The sequence below is a fragment of the Cellulomonas sp. P2_F12 genome (assembly GCF_056403775.1).
The window spans coordinates 1-15024 of sequence record NZ_JBFUEV010000012.1; the positions used below are offsets into that span (position 1 = coordinate 1).

General features: G+C 73.4%; 14 protein-coding genes, 1 tRNA gene, 1 pseudogene and 1 riboswitch. Of the genes and pseudogenes, 6 read left to right on the forward strand and 10 right to left on the reverse strand.

What is annotated here, in order from left to right; genetic code table 11:
• A pseudogene (locus AC1DWH_RS18855) lies at nucleotides 1-3035 on the forward strand (hypothetical protein); the annotation flags it as partial.
• 13 nt (nucleotides 3036-3048) lie between these two features.
• On the opposite strand, the gene AC1DWH_RS18860 reads toward AC1DWH_RS18855, so the two are convergent.
• From AC1DWH_RS18860 to upp, 3 genes are all read right to left on the reverse strand, one after another.
• Nucleotides 3049-3699 (reverse strand): NAD(P)-binding oxidoreductase, encoded by a 651-nt coding sequence (locus AC1DWH_RS18860; protein WP_477094988.1) that lies wholly within the window; start codon nucleotides 3697-3699, stop codon nucleotides 3049-3051.
• A gap of 94 nt (nucleotides 3700-3793) precedes the next feature.
• Nucleotides 3794-4060, reverse strand: a complete 267-nt coding sequence (locus tag AC1DWH_RS18865) for a hypothetical protein (RefSeq protein WP_456845364.1) — start codon at nucleotides 4058-4060, stop codon at nucleotides 3794-3796.
• A gap of 203 nt (nucleotides 4061-4263) precedes the next feature.
• Entirely contained in the window at nucleotides 4264-4899 is a 636-nt protein-coding gene (upp, locus tag AC1DWH_RS18870; protein ID WP_456845365.1) for a uracil phosphoribosyltransferase, read from the reverse strand.
• A 41-nt stretch (nucleotides 4900-4940) separates the two neighbouring features.
• On the opposite strand from upp, the gene tadA reads away from it, so the two are divergent.
• Nucleotides 4941-5420, forward strand: a complete 480-nt coding sequence (gene tadA, locus AC1DWH_RS18875) for a tRNA adenosine(34) deaminase TadA (RefSeq protein ID WP_456845366.1) — start codon at nucleotides 4941-4943, stop codon at nucleotides 5418-5420.
• A gap of 1 nt (nucleotide 5421) precedes the next feature.
• Here tadA and AC1DWH_RS18880 read toward each other — a convergent pair whose 3' ends face one another.
• Nucleotides 5422-6249, reverse strand: coding sequence for an NAD-dependent protein deacetylase (locus AC1DWH_RS18880; RefSeq protein ID WP_477095061.1), 828 nt, complete (start codon nucleotides 6247-6249; stop codon nucleotides 5422-5424).
• Nucleotides 6250-6337: 88 nt separating this feature from the next.
• On the opposite strand from AC1DWH_RS18880, the gene AC1DWH_RS18885 reads away from it, so the two are divergent.
• A tRNA-Ser gene (locus tag AC1DWH_RS18885) sits at nucleotides 6338-6427 on the forward strand.
• Between the two features lie 123 nt (nucleotides 6428-6550).
• Entirely contained in the window at nucleotides 6551-6784 is a 234-nt protein-coding gene (locus AC1DWH_RS18890; RefSeq protein ID WP_477094989.1) for a hypothetical protein, read from the forward strand.
• 105 nt (nucleotides 6785-6889) lie between these two features.
• Here AC1DWH_RS18890 and AC1DWH_RS18895 read toward each other — a convergent pair whose 3' ends face one another.
• The 6 genes from AC1DWH_RS18895 to AC1DWH_RS18920 form a co-directional block, all read right to left on the reverse strand.
• Complete coding sequence (locus tag AC1DWH_RS18895) at nucleotides 6890-7831, reverse strand: hypothetical protein (RefSeq protein WP_477094990.1); 942 nt, start codon at nucleotides 7829-7831, stop codon at nucleotides 6890-6892.
• 29 nt (nucleotides 7832-7860) lie between these two features.
• Nucleotides 7861-9699: a zinc dependent phospholipase C family protein gene (locus AC1DWH_RS18900; RefSeq protein ID WP_477094991.1), complete on the reverse strand. Its 1839-nt coding sequence runs from the start codon at nucleotides 9697-9699 to the stop codon at nucleotides 7861-7863.
• A 164-nt stretch (nucleotides 9700-9863) separates the two neighbouring features.
• Nucleotides 9864-10481 carry an FMN-binding negative transcriptional regulator gene (locus tag AC1DWH_RS18905; RefSeq protein ID WP_477094992.1) on the reverse strand — a complete coding sequence of 206 codons (618 nt, stop codon included), beginning with the start codon at nucleotides 10479-10481 and terminating at the stop codon, nucleotides 9864-9866.
• A 23-nt stretch (nucleotides 10482-10504) separates the two neighbouring features.
• Nucleotides 10505-11236 (reverse strand): phosphatase PAP2 family protein, encoded by a 732-nt coding sequence (locus AC1DWH_RS18910; protein ID WP_477094993.1) that lies wholly within the window; start codon nucleotides 11234-11236, stop codon nucleotides 10505-10507.
• Nucleotides 11236-11910, reverse strand: a complete 675-nt coding sequence (locus AC1DWH_RS18915; protein ID WP_456845381.1) for a phosphatase PAP2 family protein — start codon at nucleotides 11908-11910, stop codon at nucleotides 11236-11238. Before AC1DWH_RS18915 ends, AC1DWH_RS18910 begins: the two co-directional genes overlap by 1 nt.
• A gap of 45 nt (nucleotides 11911-11955) precedes the next feature.
• The gene (locus AC1DWH_RS18920) at nucleotides 11956-12840 is read right to left on the reverse strand and encodes a L,D-transpeptidase (protein WP_477094994.1); all 885 of its coding nucleotides are present in this window, start codon (nucleotides 12838-12840) and stop codon (nucleotides 11956-11958) included.
• A gap of 151 nt (nucleotides 12841-12991) precedes the next feature.
• A riboswitch (SAM riboswitch) is annotated at nucleotides 12992-13109 on the forward strand.
• 210 nt (nucleotides 13110-13319) lie between these two features.
• On the opposite strand from AC1DWH_RS18920, the gene AC1DWH_RS18925 reads away from it, so the two are divergent.
• Nucleotides 13320-14417: an LLM class flavin-dependent oxidoreductase gene (locus tag AC1DWH_RS18925; RefSeq protein WP_477094995.1), complete on the forward strand. Its 1098-nt coding sequence runs from the start codon at nucleotides 13320-13322 to the stop codon at nucleotides 14415-14417.
• A gap of 1 nt (nucleotide 14418) precedes the next feature.
• On the forward strand, nucleotides 14419-15024 hold the full coding sequence (locus tag AC1DWH_RS18930; RefSeq protein ID WP_477094996.1) for a GNAT family N-acetyltransferase: 606 nt from the start codon (nucleotides 14419-14421) through the stop codon (nucleotides 15022-15024).

The window sequence follows — 15024 nt, forward strand, 5'->3', positions numbered from 1 at the left end:
GCGGCGGCGTCGCCGCGGCCGGCGGCAGCGGGGTTGCCGCGGCGGGGGCCGCGGCTGCGACCAGCGCGCTCGGGGTCGTCGGTGCCGGAGCCGCCGGCGGCGCGGCCGCGGCAGGCGGTGTTGCCGCGTTCCTCGCGTCGATCCCGCTCGGTGCCGCGGCGATCGCGGTGGGCAGCGTCGCGCTCGCGGCGGTGGCCGCGATCAGCATCGTCAACCTGCTCAGCTCGCCGGACGACTCCACGCTCGTCGGCGCCGAACCCACCTCGAGCGTGGCCCCCAGCACGGACGCTCCTGCCCCCACCTCGACTGCCGGCGCTGTGGTCACGCCGCAGCCCACCGACATCCCCACGCCGGAGCCCACCGAGCTGGCACCGCAAGACACCCCGCTGGACACCACGACCTCGGCGTTCTCCGCCGAGGGCGACGTGACCGCCGACGCGCCGTTCGCCGCGGAGCCCGAGCCCGAGGTGCCGGCCGAGCCGGAGGTGCCGGCCGAGCCGGAGGTGCCGCCCGAGCCCACCCCCGCGGACGTCTCGATCGACCTGCCGCCCGGCGGGCTGACGCTCGAGGCGGGGCTGGCGTCCCAGGAGCTGGCGGTCGGCGTGCGCAACAGCGGCGAGACGACCGCGACCAACCTGGTCGCCGAGGTGACGCTGCCCGACGGCGTGACGCTCGACGGCGTCTCCGCGGCCGCGTTCGCGGGGATCAGCGCCGGGCGGTTCGCCGTGATGGGCGCGGCCGGCTGGGTGTGCGTCGTCGGCGACGGGACCGGCGTCGCGCGGTGCACGCTCGACGAGCTCCCCGGCATGACCACGTCGACCCTCGTGCTGCGGGTCTCCATCGACGAGTCCTACGACCGCTCCGACGGCGAGGTGGGCCTGCGGGTCCATGGCGCGGGCATCGACTACGTCGCCCCGCCCATCCGCGTCGTCATCGCCGCTGCGCCGGCCCGCCTGACGCTGCGCAGCCTGCCGGGGACGCTCGCGCTGGTCAGCGGTCGGACCCGCCAGCTCGATCTCGCGGTCGCGAACGTCGGCGGCACGGCGATCCCCGCGGGCGCGGGCCTGGTCTCCGTCGCTCTGCCGGCCGGGGTCACGGGTGCCGCGGCTCCGGGATCCGCGTGGACCTGCGCCGGGACGCAGCCGATGGTCTGCCGCCCGGGTGCCGTCGGGGCCCGCGCCGACGCCCCGCTCTCCCTGCTCCTCACCGCCGGGTCCGCCGACGTCGTCACGGACCGCTCGCTCGCGATCCAGCTGTCGCCGAGCGGGCGCCAGGCCGCGGATTCGCTCACCGTGCCGTTCACGCTGCAGAGCCCGGCCGCGCTCGCGCTCAACGGGCCGAGCACGGCGATCGTCGCGCTCGGCACCCCGACCGCGGTCCCGCTGAGCATCGCGAACACGGGCGACCTGCCGGCCGTCGGGGTCCGGGTCACCGTGCAGCGGCCGGACAGCCTCGCCTTCGGGTCCCCCGCGGTGACCGACGAGACGTGGACCTGCTCGGACGGGTCGACCATCGTGTGCACGGCGGCGCAGATCGATCCGGGCAGCACCGTCGACCTGCCGCTGGACCTGCGCGCGGTCCCGGGAGCCATCGGTGACGTGGGAGCGGTCGTGGTGTCCGCCGAGGCGCCCGACGCCGACCCCGCCGGGGCGTTCCCGGTCGAGGTCGAGGCGCTGGCGCCGGTGCTCGGCCTCGACGGCTACGACCCGTACATCCTGCTCAACTCCGACGGTACGGGGACGGCTCGGTTCACCGTGAGCGCCAGCGTCGCCGACGCCGTCACGCCGACGGCGACCCTGACGCTGCCCGTGAACCTGCGCGCCGATCCCGAGGGTCCGGGCCCGCAGACGCCCGGCTGCACGGCGTCCGACGACCGCCGCACGGTGACCTGCGCGCTCGCGACGATCCCCGCCGGGGGCTCCCAGCAGGTGCTCGTCAACGTCCGCTGGGCCGGCAGCGCGAAGGGCACGGCGACGGTGGTGGTCGACGCCCCCGGGGCGACCGTGAGCTCGCAGCGGTCGGTGCAGACCTCGTCGGCCGGGCTGAACGCGCGCGACAGCTTCGAGCATGCCGACGTGACCGAGATCGGCGCACCGCTGCTGTCCTGCGACTCCGCGCTGCCCGAGTGCGCGTCGGCGCTGGCGGCCGGTGACCGGGACAACAACTCGTTCGCCATGGTGGCGCTGGACGAGGCGCCACCGGCTCCCAAGACGCCTCGTGCCTCCGTGCCGGTCTCGTCGACCGCGCGGCTCGACGTCCCGGCCGGCCGCTCGATCGTCTTCGCGGGGCTCTACTGGTCCGCGAACATCGGTCCGGGCGACGCCTGGAGCGGACCGCTGACGTCGGCACACCTGCGGGGACCCGGCGGCACGTACACGGACGTCACGGGTGAGCCGATCGCGCAGCCGACCGACAGCTCGGGCCGGAAGTACTACCAGTCGTTCGCGGACGTCACCGCGCAGGTCGCGGCCGGCGGGTCGGGGGATTGGTCGGTGGCCGACGTCGCCGTGAGCGCCTCCGCCAAGGACAAGGACCGGACGTACTACGCGGGCTGGTCGCTGGTCGTCGTGTACTCGGACCCGGGTTCGGCCGCGTCCGTCACCGTGTACGACGGCGGGCAGTGGATCGGCACCTCGGCGACACCGCTGGCGTTCGAGTTCGCCTCGACCGCCGGCACGACCGCCCGGATCGGCGTCGTCGCGTGGGAGGGCGACCGGACCGGCACGGGCGACCGGCTGCTGCTCGGCGACACCTGCCTGGGCGGCACCAGCTCGGGCGCCAGCGTGAAGCGCGCCCTGGTGCCCACGCGCTGGGACGGCAGCAGCGGCTCCGACACCAACGCGTTCGACTCCACGGCGACCGGCTGGCGGGCCGGCAACTCGCTGGGCACGGACGCCAAGGCGTTCCAGACGGTCAAGCTCGCGTGCGACGTGAGCTCGCTGACGGCGACCACCGCCGGCGACCAGTACCTGATCGGGGCGATCACGCTGCGGTCGACGCCCGCGGACGGCGGCGGGAGCGCGGCGACGCGCTGATCGGACCGCCCGGTCAGACGGCGGCGACCGCGTCGGCCACCGGCACGTCCCCGGCGACGAGCTCGAGCACCCGCCCGGCCGTCCGCGGGTCGTGGAGCAGCGCGACGAGCACGGCCGCGACGTCGGCCCGCGGGACCGAACCGCGCGGCACGGCGCTCTCGAGGCGGACGGTGCCGAGGGCCTCGGCGTCGGTGAGGCCGCCCGGGCGCAGGATCGTCCAGTCCAGGTCGCGGGCGCGCAGGTCGAGCTCGGCGGCGCGCTTGGCGACGAGGTAGGCGGCGAACACCTCGTCCGCGCCCGCCGGCGGGGGCGCGCCGGCGCCCATCGACGAGATCAGCACGTAGCGGCGCACCCCTGCCTGCGCGGCGCCCTCGGCCAGCAGGCCGGCGGCCGCGCGGTCGACGGTGTCCTTGCGCGCCGCGCCGCTGCCGGGCCCCGCCCCGGCGGCGAACACCACGGCGTCGGCGCCCGCGATCGCCTCGGCGACGTCGCGGGCGTTGGCCCGTTCCAGGTCCAGCACGACGGCCTCGGCGCCGTCCGCGATGACGTCATCGACCTGGCCGAGCTGCCGGATCAGGGCGACGGCGACGTCCCCTCGTGCGGTGAGGGCGCGGGAGAGGTGGCGCGCGATCTGCCCGTGACCGCCCGCGATGGCGATGCGCATGACACCCACGGTAGGCACGGCCGCGACGACCGGCGAGCCGGGGACGCTGCCGGGCCCTGAGCCCCCAGAGCGTGGGGCCCGGCAGCGCTGGTCCTCAGCCGACATCCCCCGGGTCGGCGAGGACGTCGAGGAGCCGCAGGTGGCTCAGCCGGTCGCCCAGGCGGTGCACGTCGTCGGAACCCGCCGGTGCCAGCGAGAGCGCGGTGTACGTGTCGGCGCCGGGGAGCAACTCGGAGGCGAACTCGCGCAGCACCTCGGCGACCTCCGCGAGGTCGCCCGGTGCGCGGGTGGAGCCCTCGGGCAGGCTCACGTACACGATCAGCCCGGGTTGCGGGCGGGGCAGAGGGGCAGCGATTGCCATGGACGTCTCCGGGTGCGCGGTCCGCCGTGCCCGAGGGACGGGCGGCGGTCTGGTCGAGGGGCCTGGGGGTGGATCAGGACCGATGACACGCGCACGGATACGCGGCGACGAGGCGCAGCGCAGACGTGGTCATGGAGCGACTGTCGCACGCCGGCTCGTCGGCACCAAGGGAGATTCGTCCGTGTCCCAGGTGCTGGGACGGGTCAGACGACGCCGTAGAGCCGGTCTCCCGCGTCCCCGAGGCCGGGGACGATGTACGCCTTGTCGTTGAGCCGCTCGTCGACGGCCGCGACCACGATGGACACGTCGGCCCGGTCACCCACGGCCTTCTCGACCACCGCGAGGCCCTCGGGCGCCGCCAGGAGGCAGACGGCCGTGACGTCGCGGGCGCCGCGCGCCAGCAGGAAGTCGATGGCGGCGACGAGCGTGCCGCCCGTGGCGAGCATGGGGTCCAGCAGGAAGCACTGGCGGCCCGACAGGTCGTCGGGGAGCCGGTTGGCGTAGGTGATGGCCTCCAGCGTCTCCTCGTCGCGCTGCATCCCCAGGAACCCGACCTCGGCGGTCGGCAGCAGGCGGGTCATCCCGTCCAGCATGCCGAGGCCGGCGCGCAGGATGGGCACGACGAGCGGGCGGGGGTCGGCCAGCTTCACGCCCGTGGTCGCGGTGACCGGCGTGACGATGTCGACGGCCTCGACGTGCACCTCGCGCGTCGCCTCGTAGGCGAGCAGGGTGACCAGCTCGTCGACCAGGAGGCGGAAGGTGGGCGACGCGGTGTTCTCGTCGCGCAGGACGGTGAGCTTGTGGGCGACCAGGGGGTGGTCCGCGACGTGCAGGCGCATGGCCTCAACCTACCGGGCGCGCGGTGCGCGATGATGCCCCCATGACCGAGGTCCTCCGCCCGCTGCAGGCGGCCGACGCGTGGGCGATGGGGCTGGCGCTCGACGAGGCCCGCCGCGCGGTGCAGACGGACGACGTCCCGGTCGGCGCGGTCGTCGTCGGACCCCACGGTGAGGTCGTCGGGCGCGGCCGCAACACGCGGGAGGCCCACGCCGACCCGACCGGGCACGCGGAGATCCTGGCGCTGCGGTCGGCTGCCGAGAACCTCGGGCGGTGGCGGCTGGACGACTGCACCCTCGTCGTGACCCTGGAGCCCTGCCTCATGTGCGCGGGCGCGACGGTCCTCGCGCGGATCCCGCGGCTGGTGCTGGGCGCGTGGGACCCGAAGGCGGGCGCCTGCGGCTCGCAGTGGGACGTGGTGCGCGACCGGCGGCTCAACCACCGGGTCGAGGTGGTGGGCGGCGTGCGTGCCGACGAGTGCGGCCTCCTGCTGCAGCGGTTCTTCGAGGCCCACCGGGACTGACTCAGCGCGGCGTCGGCAGCGTCTCGGCCAGGTCCGTCAGGGTCTCGGACGTCCCCGCGTCGAGCGTCACCGCCGCGTACTTGTCCCCGCGCGTGGCGCCCCGGTTCACCACGACGACGGGCTTGCCGGTCTGTGCCGCGTGCCGCACGAACCGCAGACCCGACTGCACCGTGAGCGACGACCCGGCCACCAGCAGCGCGTCGGCGTCGTCGACCATCGCGTACGCCCGCTCGACCCGCTCCCGCGGCACCGTCTCGCCGAAGTAGACGATGTCGGGCTTGAGCATCCCGCCGCACGCGCTGCAGGCGGCGACGACGAAGCCGCTGGTCTGCTCGATGACAGCGTCGGCGTCGGGGGCGATCTCGATGTCCGCGACCGCCGCGGCGAACCCGGGGTTGAGGGTGTCCAGCCGGGTGGCCAGCTCGGCCCGCGAGATCACCGTGCCGCAGGACAGGCAGCGGACCCGGTCGTAGCGGCCGTGCAGGTCGATGACGCGCCGCGACCCCGCGGCCTCGTGCAGCAGGTCGACGTTCTGCGTGATCAGCCCGGTGACGACCCCGCGGTGCTCGAGCGCCGCCAGCGCCCGGTGCCCCGCGTTCGGCATGGTCCGGTGCACGTGCCGCCAGCCGACGTGGTTGCGCGCCCAGTAGTGCCGGCGGAACCCCTCGTCGCCCGTGAACTGCTGGAACGTCATCGGCGTGCGCGGCGGGGAGTCGGGGCCGCGGTAGTCGGGGATGCCGGAGTCCGTCGAGACCCCGGCGCCCGTGAGCGCCGCGATCCGGTGGCCGGCGAGCACCTCGACCACGTCGGCCAGGGAGCCGGCGGTCATCGGGACGGCGTCGTTCGGCGTGCTCACCGGACCACGGTACGACGCCGATTCGGAGGACGGGCTCCCGACCAGGTACCCTTCTCGCCGAGGTAGCGTGTCCGAGCGGCCTAAGGAGCACGCCTCGAAAGCGTGTGTGGGTGAAAGTCCACCGTGGGTTCAAATCCCACCGCTACCGCCAGTCGAAGGGCCCCACCCGCAGGATTCTGCGAGTGGGGCCCTTTGTCGTTCCAAGGTCACCAGAAACTCACCGGATACGCCGAAGAGCCGGCGCGGCGGGGGAGCGCGGCACGATGATCGTGCTGTGAGTGCTGAGGAAGCGACCGTCACGATCGATCGGGCCGATGCCGCCGCGCTGATCGGAGTCTTGGCGAACATCGCTGGGCATGCGGCCGCCGGCGATCTGACTCCAGAAGCGATGGCGCACCTGCGACGACGTCTGGCTGCCGACCTCGGCGTCGCCGCCTCCGCATCCCTCGATGAGCTGCTGACAATGGTCAATCAACGCCTTCGCCGCGCGCTGGGCGAGCCCGCGTAGTCGGGATCTCAGCGACAGCCGCGTGCTCGATCAACTGGTCGATGACGCTCGCCGGCGCCCGGACCCCCTCGCGGGGACCCGGGCGCCGGTCGTCGGCGAGCGTGCCTAGACCACCCGGACGACGAACGAGAGGCCGCCGACCACCACGCCGGCGTCGTCGAGCTGGACGACGTCGAACGCGTGCAGCCGCCCGACCTCCTCGTCGGCGGCGACGGCGAAGGTCACCGCGGCGTGCCGCGACTTGGTCCCCTCGAACCGGGCACCCACCTCACGCAGCTCGGGGACGGCCTCGGGCTTGACGGCGATCCCCAGCGGTCGGCGGATGTCGTCGACGAGCGGCCGGGTCTCGCGCGTGCTCAGCACCCGGACGCCCAGCTCGGCGAGAGGTTGCGTCGCCGGCAGGCCGCCCGCGCAGCCACCCATCTTCGTGAGCGCCCTGGCGTCCATGTCGAACGTCGTCTCGAGGGCCCGGACCGTGGCGGCCGCCTGGCCCTCGGCCGGAGCGCCGATGAGGAACCGGAACGTCATCGACTTGCCCTGCGCGACCTCCAGCACCTGGATGTTGCGCTGGGCCACGTGCCGGTCGCCGACCACGTCGAAGATCGACGGGTTGACGTAGGTGTCGAGCGGGAGCGTCAACGCGACCCGGGCCACGATGCAGCGGTGCCCGCTGTCGGTCGCCTGCGGCGTCCACGGCAGCAGCACGTCCGTGGTCGAGTAGCCGTTGACGGTGACGAACGCGCCGCCGATCAGGAACGCCGTGGCCGGCGTGATGACGGTCGACGGGTCCGCGACGAACGCCTCGACGTAGGCGTCGACCGCGGGGATGCCGCCGCCGTTGGTCACGGTGACCTTCACCTGGTTCTGCTGCAGCGGGACGGCCTCGCCACCGACCGCGCCGCCCGGCTTGACGATCCAGATGTCCGGGCTGACCCAGAAGGGCAGTGCGGCGGGCAGCGGCTCGGTGCCGTCGTCGGCCGGGTTGGTGCGGATGTAGAGCCGCGTGATCGCGTCGAACGGCTTGTCGTTGTCGTGGTCGTCAGGCATCTCGTCAGTCCCCCTGAGGTGGTGCGCGTCTACGGGATGTAGCTGGTGTCGACCGGGTTCACCACGTCGATGTCCGGCTGCTTCGGCTCCCATGCCTTCCAGCCGTAGCCGCGGTCCGCATCGAGGTTGAAGTTGGGCAGGTCGTCGATGTGGCCGGAGAGCAGGCGGGCGGTGAACGCCGGGATGCTGCCGAACTGGAACCCGGAGACGGTCGCCTGGTCGGTCGTGTCGGTGAACGCCGAGCCCGGCCCGTACGGGTCCTTCGCCGTGTAGAGGTCCTCGATCTGCGACCCGTACGGGTGGAAGCCCGTCAGGACGACGTCGGGGTTGGCCCCGAAGAACGGCTCGGGCGCCGGTTCCGACGCGGGGAGCTCCGGCGGGGTGCCCGGGTACACCAGGTGGTGCTCCATCGGGCCGAACATCCCGTGGGACTCCTGCTTCAGCGGGTAGGAGGAGTGGGCGGACGGGCTCGGGCCGCCGGTCAGGTGCGCCGAGGCGGTGTTGATGAACGCCGTGCCCCACGGGGTGCGGGAGAAGTCGCCCGGCTCCGGGGAGAGGTAGCCGCCGAGGACGAGGGCGAACCGGCCCTCGTCGTAGATCTGCCAGACGCCCTTCTGGATCTGGTAGAGCAGCCACTTGACCAGGCCGAGCGCCTCGGTGACGGGCAGCAGGAAGATGTCGGCGATGTGGTTGAGGGTCCAGTCGACCGTGTAGGCGATCGAGTCGGCGACCCACTTCAGGAAGGCCAGCACCGCCGCGAAGATGTCGAGGACGCTGAAGCCGCCGCCCCCGCCGCCGGCGCTGGGCGGGCTGGGGAAGCCGCTGACGTAGTCGGTGAAGAGGGCCGCGGTGCTCGAGCCGGGAGGCGGCACGGGCGTGGGCTTCTTGGCGTTGCCGATGGACGTCGCGCGCTCGAACCACATCAGCCAGAGCCGGTACGTGGTGTCGTAGTCGGTCGCCGTCAGCTTGGGCGGGACCGGCCGGCCCGGCGCGGCGTCGTACGTCAGGTCGACGGCCTTGACCAGCATGTCCGCGAGCTTGGAGGGCAGCATCCCGCCGGGGAACTCGCACAGGCGCGAGTAGTAGCTGCCCGAGATCGCGTCCGCGACGTAGGTGTCCTTGGACGTCAGGTTGAGGCAGCGCTTGGTCCGGCGGCTGTCGGGGTAGCCCTTGCGGGCGTACGCGTCGATCCAGTTCTCCACCAGGTGGTGGCGGTGCCAGTGCGACCGGTAGGGGCCGCCGACGATCGAGTTGACGAAGGGGTGGCCCGCGACGTCGGCGCCGATGTGGCTGCCGTAGCCGACCGCGTAGCGCATGAGGTCGTCGTCGCCCTGGGCGAGCTTCCACATGGTCGACGCGAAGGTGCCCGTGCGGCGGTAGTGCCACGTGTCGAACCAGTACCACTCGTCCTCCGGCTTGCCCTGCTGGAGCTTGGGGTAGAACCCATAGAACAGGTCCACGTTCTTGGTGACGATCGCCGCCAGCTGCGTCTGCAGCGCGCTCGTGATCAGGGCGGACGTGTCGCCGACCTGGGTGAGCAGGCCCTGGAACAGCGCCTGGTCGACGGCCGTGACGGCGTCGTCGATCGCGTCCTCGACCGGCTCGACCACGGACTCGTAGAAGTCGATGAACGGCTTCAGCGCGTCGAAGACGCCGAACAGGAAGTTCGCGAACTCGTCGAGCGGGGTCCCGTACTCCTTGAGCGAGAAGACGAGGAAGTCAGGCCCCTGGGCGCCGAAGTTGGCGTACGGGCTGCACGGTTGCTTGTCGAGGAGATCGGCGAGCTCGATGCCTCGCGCTCCCCCGAGCTCGCGCAGATAGCCCGGGACCTTCTGGATGTTCTGGAGATGGACGATCGGACCTGGCATGGCAGCAGCCCCCCGCTGACCGGGCCCGCTCCGTCGCGGGCTCCCGATGGTGTCCGATGCCGGTCACTGACCTCGTCGGCAGTCGAACCTGTGTCTCTATTGCCCCATATGTCCGAATCGGGAACAAGAGAGGCGCGGGGTGAACATCACTCGAACGGGTGACTTCAGGCGGGGTTGACCCGGCGCATCTCGGCCGCCAGCGCGGCGTGCAGGTCGAACGGCCGGCGCTCCAGCTCGGCCGCCACCGTGGCGACGACCTCGGGCGGCTTGTTCTGGCTCAGCTTCTCGAGCATGCGGAAGCTCCGGACGTGCAGGCGCAGGCCGACGGTGCCCCGGGCCATCGCCCGGGCCGGTCCGTCGTAGGACGGGAGGAGGCGCGCGCCCTCGCCGGTCCCCTCGAAGTGCTCGACCAGCCGGCTGAGCACGGCGAAGTTCTCGTCGGCGGACAGCACCTCGGGCCGGCAGGTGAGGTGGGCGGTCACGTGGTTCCACGTCGGGGCGAACTGGCCCTCGGGGTACCACCGGGTCGAGATGTAGGCGTGGGGGCCCTGCACGATGACGAGCACGTCCGAGCCGTCGAGGCGGTGGTTCAGCTCGTCGGGGCGGCCGAGGTGGGTGACCAGGGACATCGAGTCGTCCGTGGTCTCCTCCCAGAGCATCGGGTAGTGGCTGGCGACCAGGCCGCCGTCGGTCGAGGACACCAGCGTGGCCCACGGGTAGCCCTCGACCAGCGCCCGGAGCGCGCGGGGGTCGTCGGTGGCGAACTTGGGGTTCTGGAGCACGTGGCGATGATGCCACCCGGCGATCAGCGGGCGCTGAGGCGCTCCTGGGGCTCCGTGCCCGTGGTCGACCCGGAGACGTCGCGGCGCAGGTAGTTCCACGCGAGGAACGCGCACACCAGCCCGTTGAGGCACCCCATGAGCACGTCGGTGGGGCTGTGCATCCCGCGGTAGAGCCGGGAGGTGCCCACGGAGATCGGGACCAGCAGGCACAGCACGGTCACGACGCCGCGCAGGACCGGGTTGCCGATGCGCTGGGCCACCATCGCGAGGGTGACGTAGAAGGCGGTCGAGGCGCCGGTGTGGCCGCTCGGGTACGCGGACGTGGGCGGGGAGTCGTCGAGGTGCTCGACGTCCGGGCGCTCGCGGCCCACCACCAGCGCGGCGGTCATGAAGACGGCCGCCTGCACGGCGATCGCCTGCGCCGGGACGATGGCCAGCCACCACTGCTTCGTGCGCCACCAGAACAGCGCCGTGAACAGCACGCACGCGCCGATGATGAACTCGGTCGTGCCGATCCCCGAGAGGATCGCGGTGAGCGAGTTGAGCGCCGGCGTCCGGATCGACACGAACCACCGGTTCACCGCGGTCTCGCTCGGCAGGCTGTTCAGCGGGCCGGTGATCAGGAACCCGATGCCGACGACGACGACCCACAGCCCGACCGCCGGCAGCAGCACGCGCACCGCGAAGTCCCGCAGGGCCTCCTTGCGCGTGGGCGCGGACGTGTCGAGCTCGTACCGGTGCAGGAAGGTGTGCATCAGATCTCCGGATCGGGAGCCGTCGCGGACCAGCCGCTGTAGCCCAGGTAGGACGCGCCCGCGAGGGCCGTCCCGAGCGCGAACCCTGCGACGACGTCGGAGGGGTAGTGCACGCCGAGCAGGACTCGGTCGAGGCCGGTGAGCAGGACGGTCGTCGCGGCGACGACGGGGACGACGACCCGCCCGCGCCGCCCGAGCAGCGGCCAGACCAGGAGGGTCAGCGTGAGGGCCACCGCGGCGATGTTCGTCGCGTGCCCGGACGGGAAGCTCGAGCCGGGCGCATGCTCCAGGGCGTCGTCGACCACTGGCCGCGCCCGCTGCACCAGCCCCTTGGCACCCAGCTGCACGGCCCACGCGGCCATGATCGTGAGGAACGCCCACAGCGCCCGGGTGGTCAGGCCGTGGCGCCGCCAGACCCACAGGCAGACCAGCGTCGCCGCGAGGTTGACCCACTTCGCCTGGAAGGCCTGCTGCCAGAGCACGAGCGCCTGCTCGAGCGCGGGGTGCGCACGCGTGAAGTCCGTCGCCCCCTGGATCGCCTGTCGGTCGAGGCGCAGGACGTCGTCCACCTGGGCGCGCACGACGTACGCGAGCACGGCGACCGGCACGGTCAGCGCGACCCCGAACACCGCAGCGCGGAGCAGGGCTCGGCGGCGGAGCGGGAGCGGACGCATCCCCGGAGGCTAGGTGCAGGACCGCCGGCTCGCGCGTCGAACGAGTCAGCCGACGGTGGTCACGACCGTGCCGGCAGGCGCCTGCCACAGGAGGTCGAGCACGTCGTCGGCGACCCGCACGCAGCCGTTCGAGACCTCACCCCGACCGCTCAGCGTGGTCGTGTGGATGGCCGTCGTCGACGTCCCCGACTTCTTGTCGTAGTCGTCCATGACCTCGCTCTGCGACGACAGCAGGAGCACGCGCGGCGTGGTGGTGCCGGGTTCCAGCCAGTGCGTCCCCACGATGAAGGCCGGCACGTGCGGAGTCGGCTTGGTGGGGCTGCCGGTGGCCTTGACCGGCATGACGTGCGTCGTGGTCCCGTCGTCGACGGTGATGGTCTGCGCGGCGGTGTCCACCCGGACCGACCAGCTGGTGCCAGCCGTCTCGGTGTCGGCGGAGTCGATCCAGGCGCTGCGGTCGTTGACCTGCGTGACGTCCTGGCTGGGCAGCGCGCCGCGGGTGGCGAGCATGACGCGGAGCCAGCGTCCGCGCTGGTCGATCACGGGCAGGGTGGTGCGGACCTGCAGCGTCAGGGCGGGGACGACGCCGACGGCCGCGCCGCCGGGTGCGACGCGGGCGGCCGTGTCCCGGACGATGACGGCGGTCTGCCAGCGGCCGAGCGACGGGTCGTCGCTCGCGCGCTGCGTGAGCCCGTCCGTGCTGGGCAGTCCGGCGACGACGTGCACGGGGTCGGTGACGGGAAGCGCGGCGAGATCGGCGGCCGGCGCGGCGGCGACGGCCGGCGCGGCCACCTTCGAGACGGTGATCGGGGCGGCGACCTTCACGACGGGCGCCGGGTGCGCCTCGACCGCGCTGGGGTCGCCCGCGCACGCCCCGACCAGGAGGAGCACCGACGTCGCGAGCAGGGTCGCGACCTTCGTGCGTGCCACGCGTCCCCACCCCCGTCCCGATGTCGTGAGAGGTCATCGTGCGCCTGCCGCGCGCGATCCGGCAAAGCGATCGGCTGTCGGACACCTGATCTCACGATGTGGTCGGGTGTTTGACGCTCCCGCGGTCCCTGTCTAAATTCCCTACCAATAAGGTCAAGATTTCCAGTGCGAAGCCCCGGCTAGCTGGATGGCAACCCTCCGCATGGCGGGGTGCCCCGGGTGAGGACCTGGTCACGGCAGTGCACCGCCGCCGTCGACAACATGCGAGCCCCGGCAACCGCCGGGACGAGAGGACAGACCATGAACGCGACCGGGGTCTCCACCCGTTCGATGCTGACGCGTTCCTGTCCGGCCCTCTGTCGCCGCTGACCGGCTGACCCACCCTCCGCACGCCCCGCGACCGGGGCGCGCGACGCGCACCCCGAAGCGCTCGACGCTCGGTGAGGCGCGCCCTGAACCAGCACCAGAACGGAACACCCATGTCTCGCCACGCCCATCTCGGCATCGATCTCAGCGACACCGGCGCCCACGCCGCCGCGTGGCGCGACCACGGTTCGCAGGGGCAACGGCTGTTCGACGCCGCCCGCCTGCTCGAGCTGGTGGCCGTCGCCCAGCGGGGAGCCCTCGACTTCGTGGTCTTCGACGACGACTTCGCCCTGCACCCGAGCCGCAACACGACCCTGCAGGGCCGGCTCGACGCCGCGCTCGTCGCCGCCCGGCTGGCGCCCCGCACCGCCGGCATCGGCCTGGTCTCGACCGTCGGCACCACGCACACCGCACCGGCGCACGTGGCCAAGGCCATCGCCACGATCGACCACGCGAGCCACGGCCGCGCGGCGTGGCAGGTCGGCTGGGACACCCGGATCGACGAGGTGCCGACCGCCGGGCCGCGCTCGTCGACCGTCGAGTCCTCCGCCGTCGCGGCAGCGGCCGACGCGGCCGCGGTGGTCGGTCGGCACTGGGACCGCTGGGACGAGACGGCGCCGGACCGGCCCCGGTTCGTCGCGCACGACGGCGTGCACTTCGCCTCGAAGCCCTCGACGGCCGCGCCCCGCCCGCCGCAAGGTCGTCCGCCGGTCGTGGTGCGGCTCGGCAGCCACGCCGCCCTCGACCTGGCGGGTCGGCACGCCGACGTCGTGCGGGTGCGGGCGACCGGGCCCGACGAGGCCGCGGAGGCCCGGCTCCGGGTGCTCGCGGCCGTCGCCGCCGCCGGCCGGGACCCCCGCGACGTCCGCGTGCTGGTCGACACCCACCTCGTCATCGGCCCGGACCGGGCGAGCGCGCAGGCCCGGCACGAGATGCTCGCGGAGCTCGAGGGCGTCGACACCGGCACCCTCTCGTTCGTCGGCACCACCGCGGGCTTCGCCGAGCTGGTCTCCACCTGGGTGGACGACGAGATCGCCGACGGGTTCGTCGTGCGGCCGTCGTCGGTGCACACCGACCTGCCCGCCCTGGTCGACGGCGTCGTGCCTCTGCTGCGCGCGTCCGGTCGGTTCCGCGCGGGCTACCCCGGCAGCACGCTGCGCGACACGCTCGGCCTGCCGCTGTCCACCACGAGCTACGCCGCGACGGCCTGACATGACGACGACCACCACGCTGACCGTCCGCTCGTTCGGCCTGCTCGACGAGGAGGTCCGGCCGCTGCTGGACGAGCTCGCGCACGAGTACTCGTCGCGCTACGGCGACCACTTCGGCGTCGACGCCCTGCGCCAGGAGCTCGAGCGCTACCCGGCCCACCAGTTCGCGGCCCCCGACGGGGACCTGATCCTGCTGCTCGACGACGGCGTGGCCGTGGCCGGCGGGGCCTTCCGGCTGCGCGCCGAGCCCGAGCTGGGGGACGCCGCGCGGCTGACCCGGCCCGGGACGCGCGACGCGGACGGGCTGCCCACCGTGCGGACCGCCGAGTACAAGCGGATCTGGACCAGCACGGCGCACCGCCGGCAGGGGCTCTCGCGCCGGGTGCTCGCCGAGCTGGAGACCCGCGCCGTCGCGGCCGGGTACCAGCGGCTCTACCTGACCACCGGGCCGCGGCAGCCCGAAGCCGCCGCGCTCTACCTGGCGACCGGCTTCACGCCCCTGTTCGACACGGCCGCGGACCCGGAGGAGATCGGGCCGCTGGCGTTCGAGAAGTGGCTCTGTACGGACGCGCCCCCGTCCCGTCCGTCCCTCACCACCCCGGAGTGA

What these genes read in the sequence shown, in the direction of transcription:
- AC1DWH_RS18900 (WP_477094991.1), bottom strand. Translation starts at nt 9,699, where the DNA reads ATGCCAGGTCCGATCGTCCATCTCCAGAACATCCAGAAGGTCCCGGGC.
- AC1DWH_RS18865 (WP_456845364.1), bottom strand. Translation starts at nt 4,060, where the DNA reads ATGGCAATCGCTGCCCCTCTGCCCCGCCCGCAACCCGGGCTGATCGTG.
- AC1DWH_RS18910 (WP_477094993.1), bottom strand. Translation starts at nt 11,236, where the DNA reads ATGCACACCTTCCTGCACCGGTACGAGCTCGACACGTCCGCGCCCACG.
- upp (WP_456845365.1), bottom strand. Translation starts at nt 4,899, where the DNA reads ATGCGCCTGCACGTCGCGGACCACCCCCTGGTCGCCCACAAGCTCACC.
- AC1DWH_RS18880 (WP_477095061.1), bottom strand. Translation starts at nt 6,249, where the DNA reads ATGACCGCCGGCTCCCTGGCCGACGTGGTCGAGGTGCTCGCCGGCCAC.
- AC1DWH_RS18895 (WP_477094990.1), bottom strand. Translation starts at nt 7,831, where the DNA reads ATGCCTGACGACCACGACAACGACAAGCCGTTCGACGCGATCACGCGG.
- tadA (WP_456845366.1), top strand. Translation starts at nt 4,941, where the DNA reads ATGACCGAGGTCCTCCGCCCGCTGCAGGCGGCCGACGCGTGGGCGATG.
- AC1DWH_RS18915 (WP_456845381.1), bottom strand. Translation starts at nt 11,910, where the DNA reads ATGCGTCCGCTCCCGCTCCGCCGCCGAGCCCTGCTCCGCGCTGCGGTG.
- AC1DWH_RS18925 (WP_477094995.1), top strand. Translation starts at nt 13,320, where the DNA reads ATGTCTCGCCACGCCCATCTCGGCATCGATCTCAGCGACACCGGCGCC.
- AC1DWH_RS18860 (WP_477094988.1), bottom strand. Translation starts at nt 3,699, where the DNA reads ATGCGCATCGCCATCGCGGGCGGTCACGGGCAGATCGCGCGCCACCTC.
- AC1DWH_RS18930 (WP_477094996.1), top strand. Translation starts at nt 14,419, where the DNA reads ATGACGACGACCACCACGCTGACCGTCCGCTCGTTCGGCCTGCTCGAC.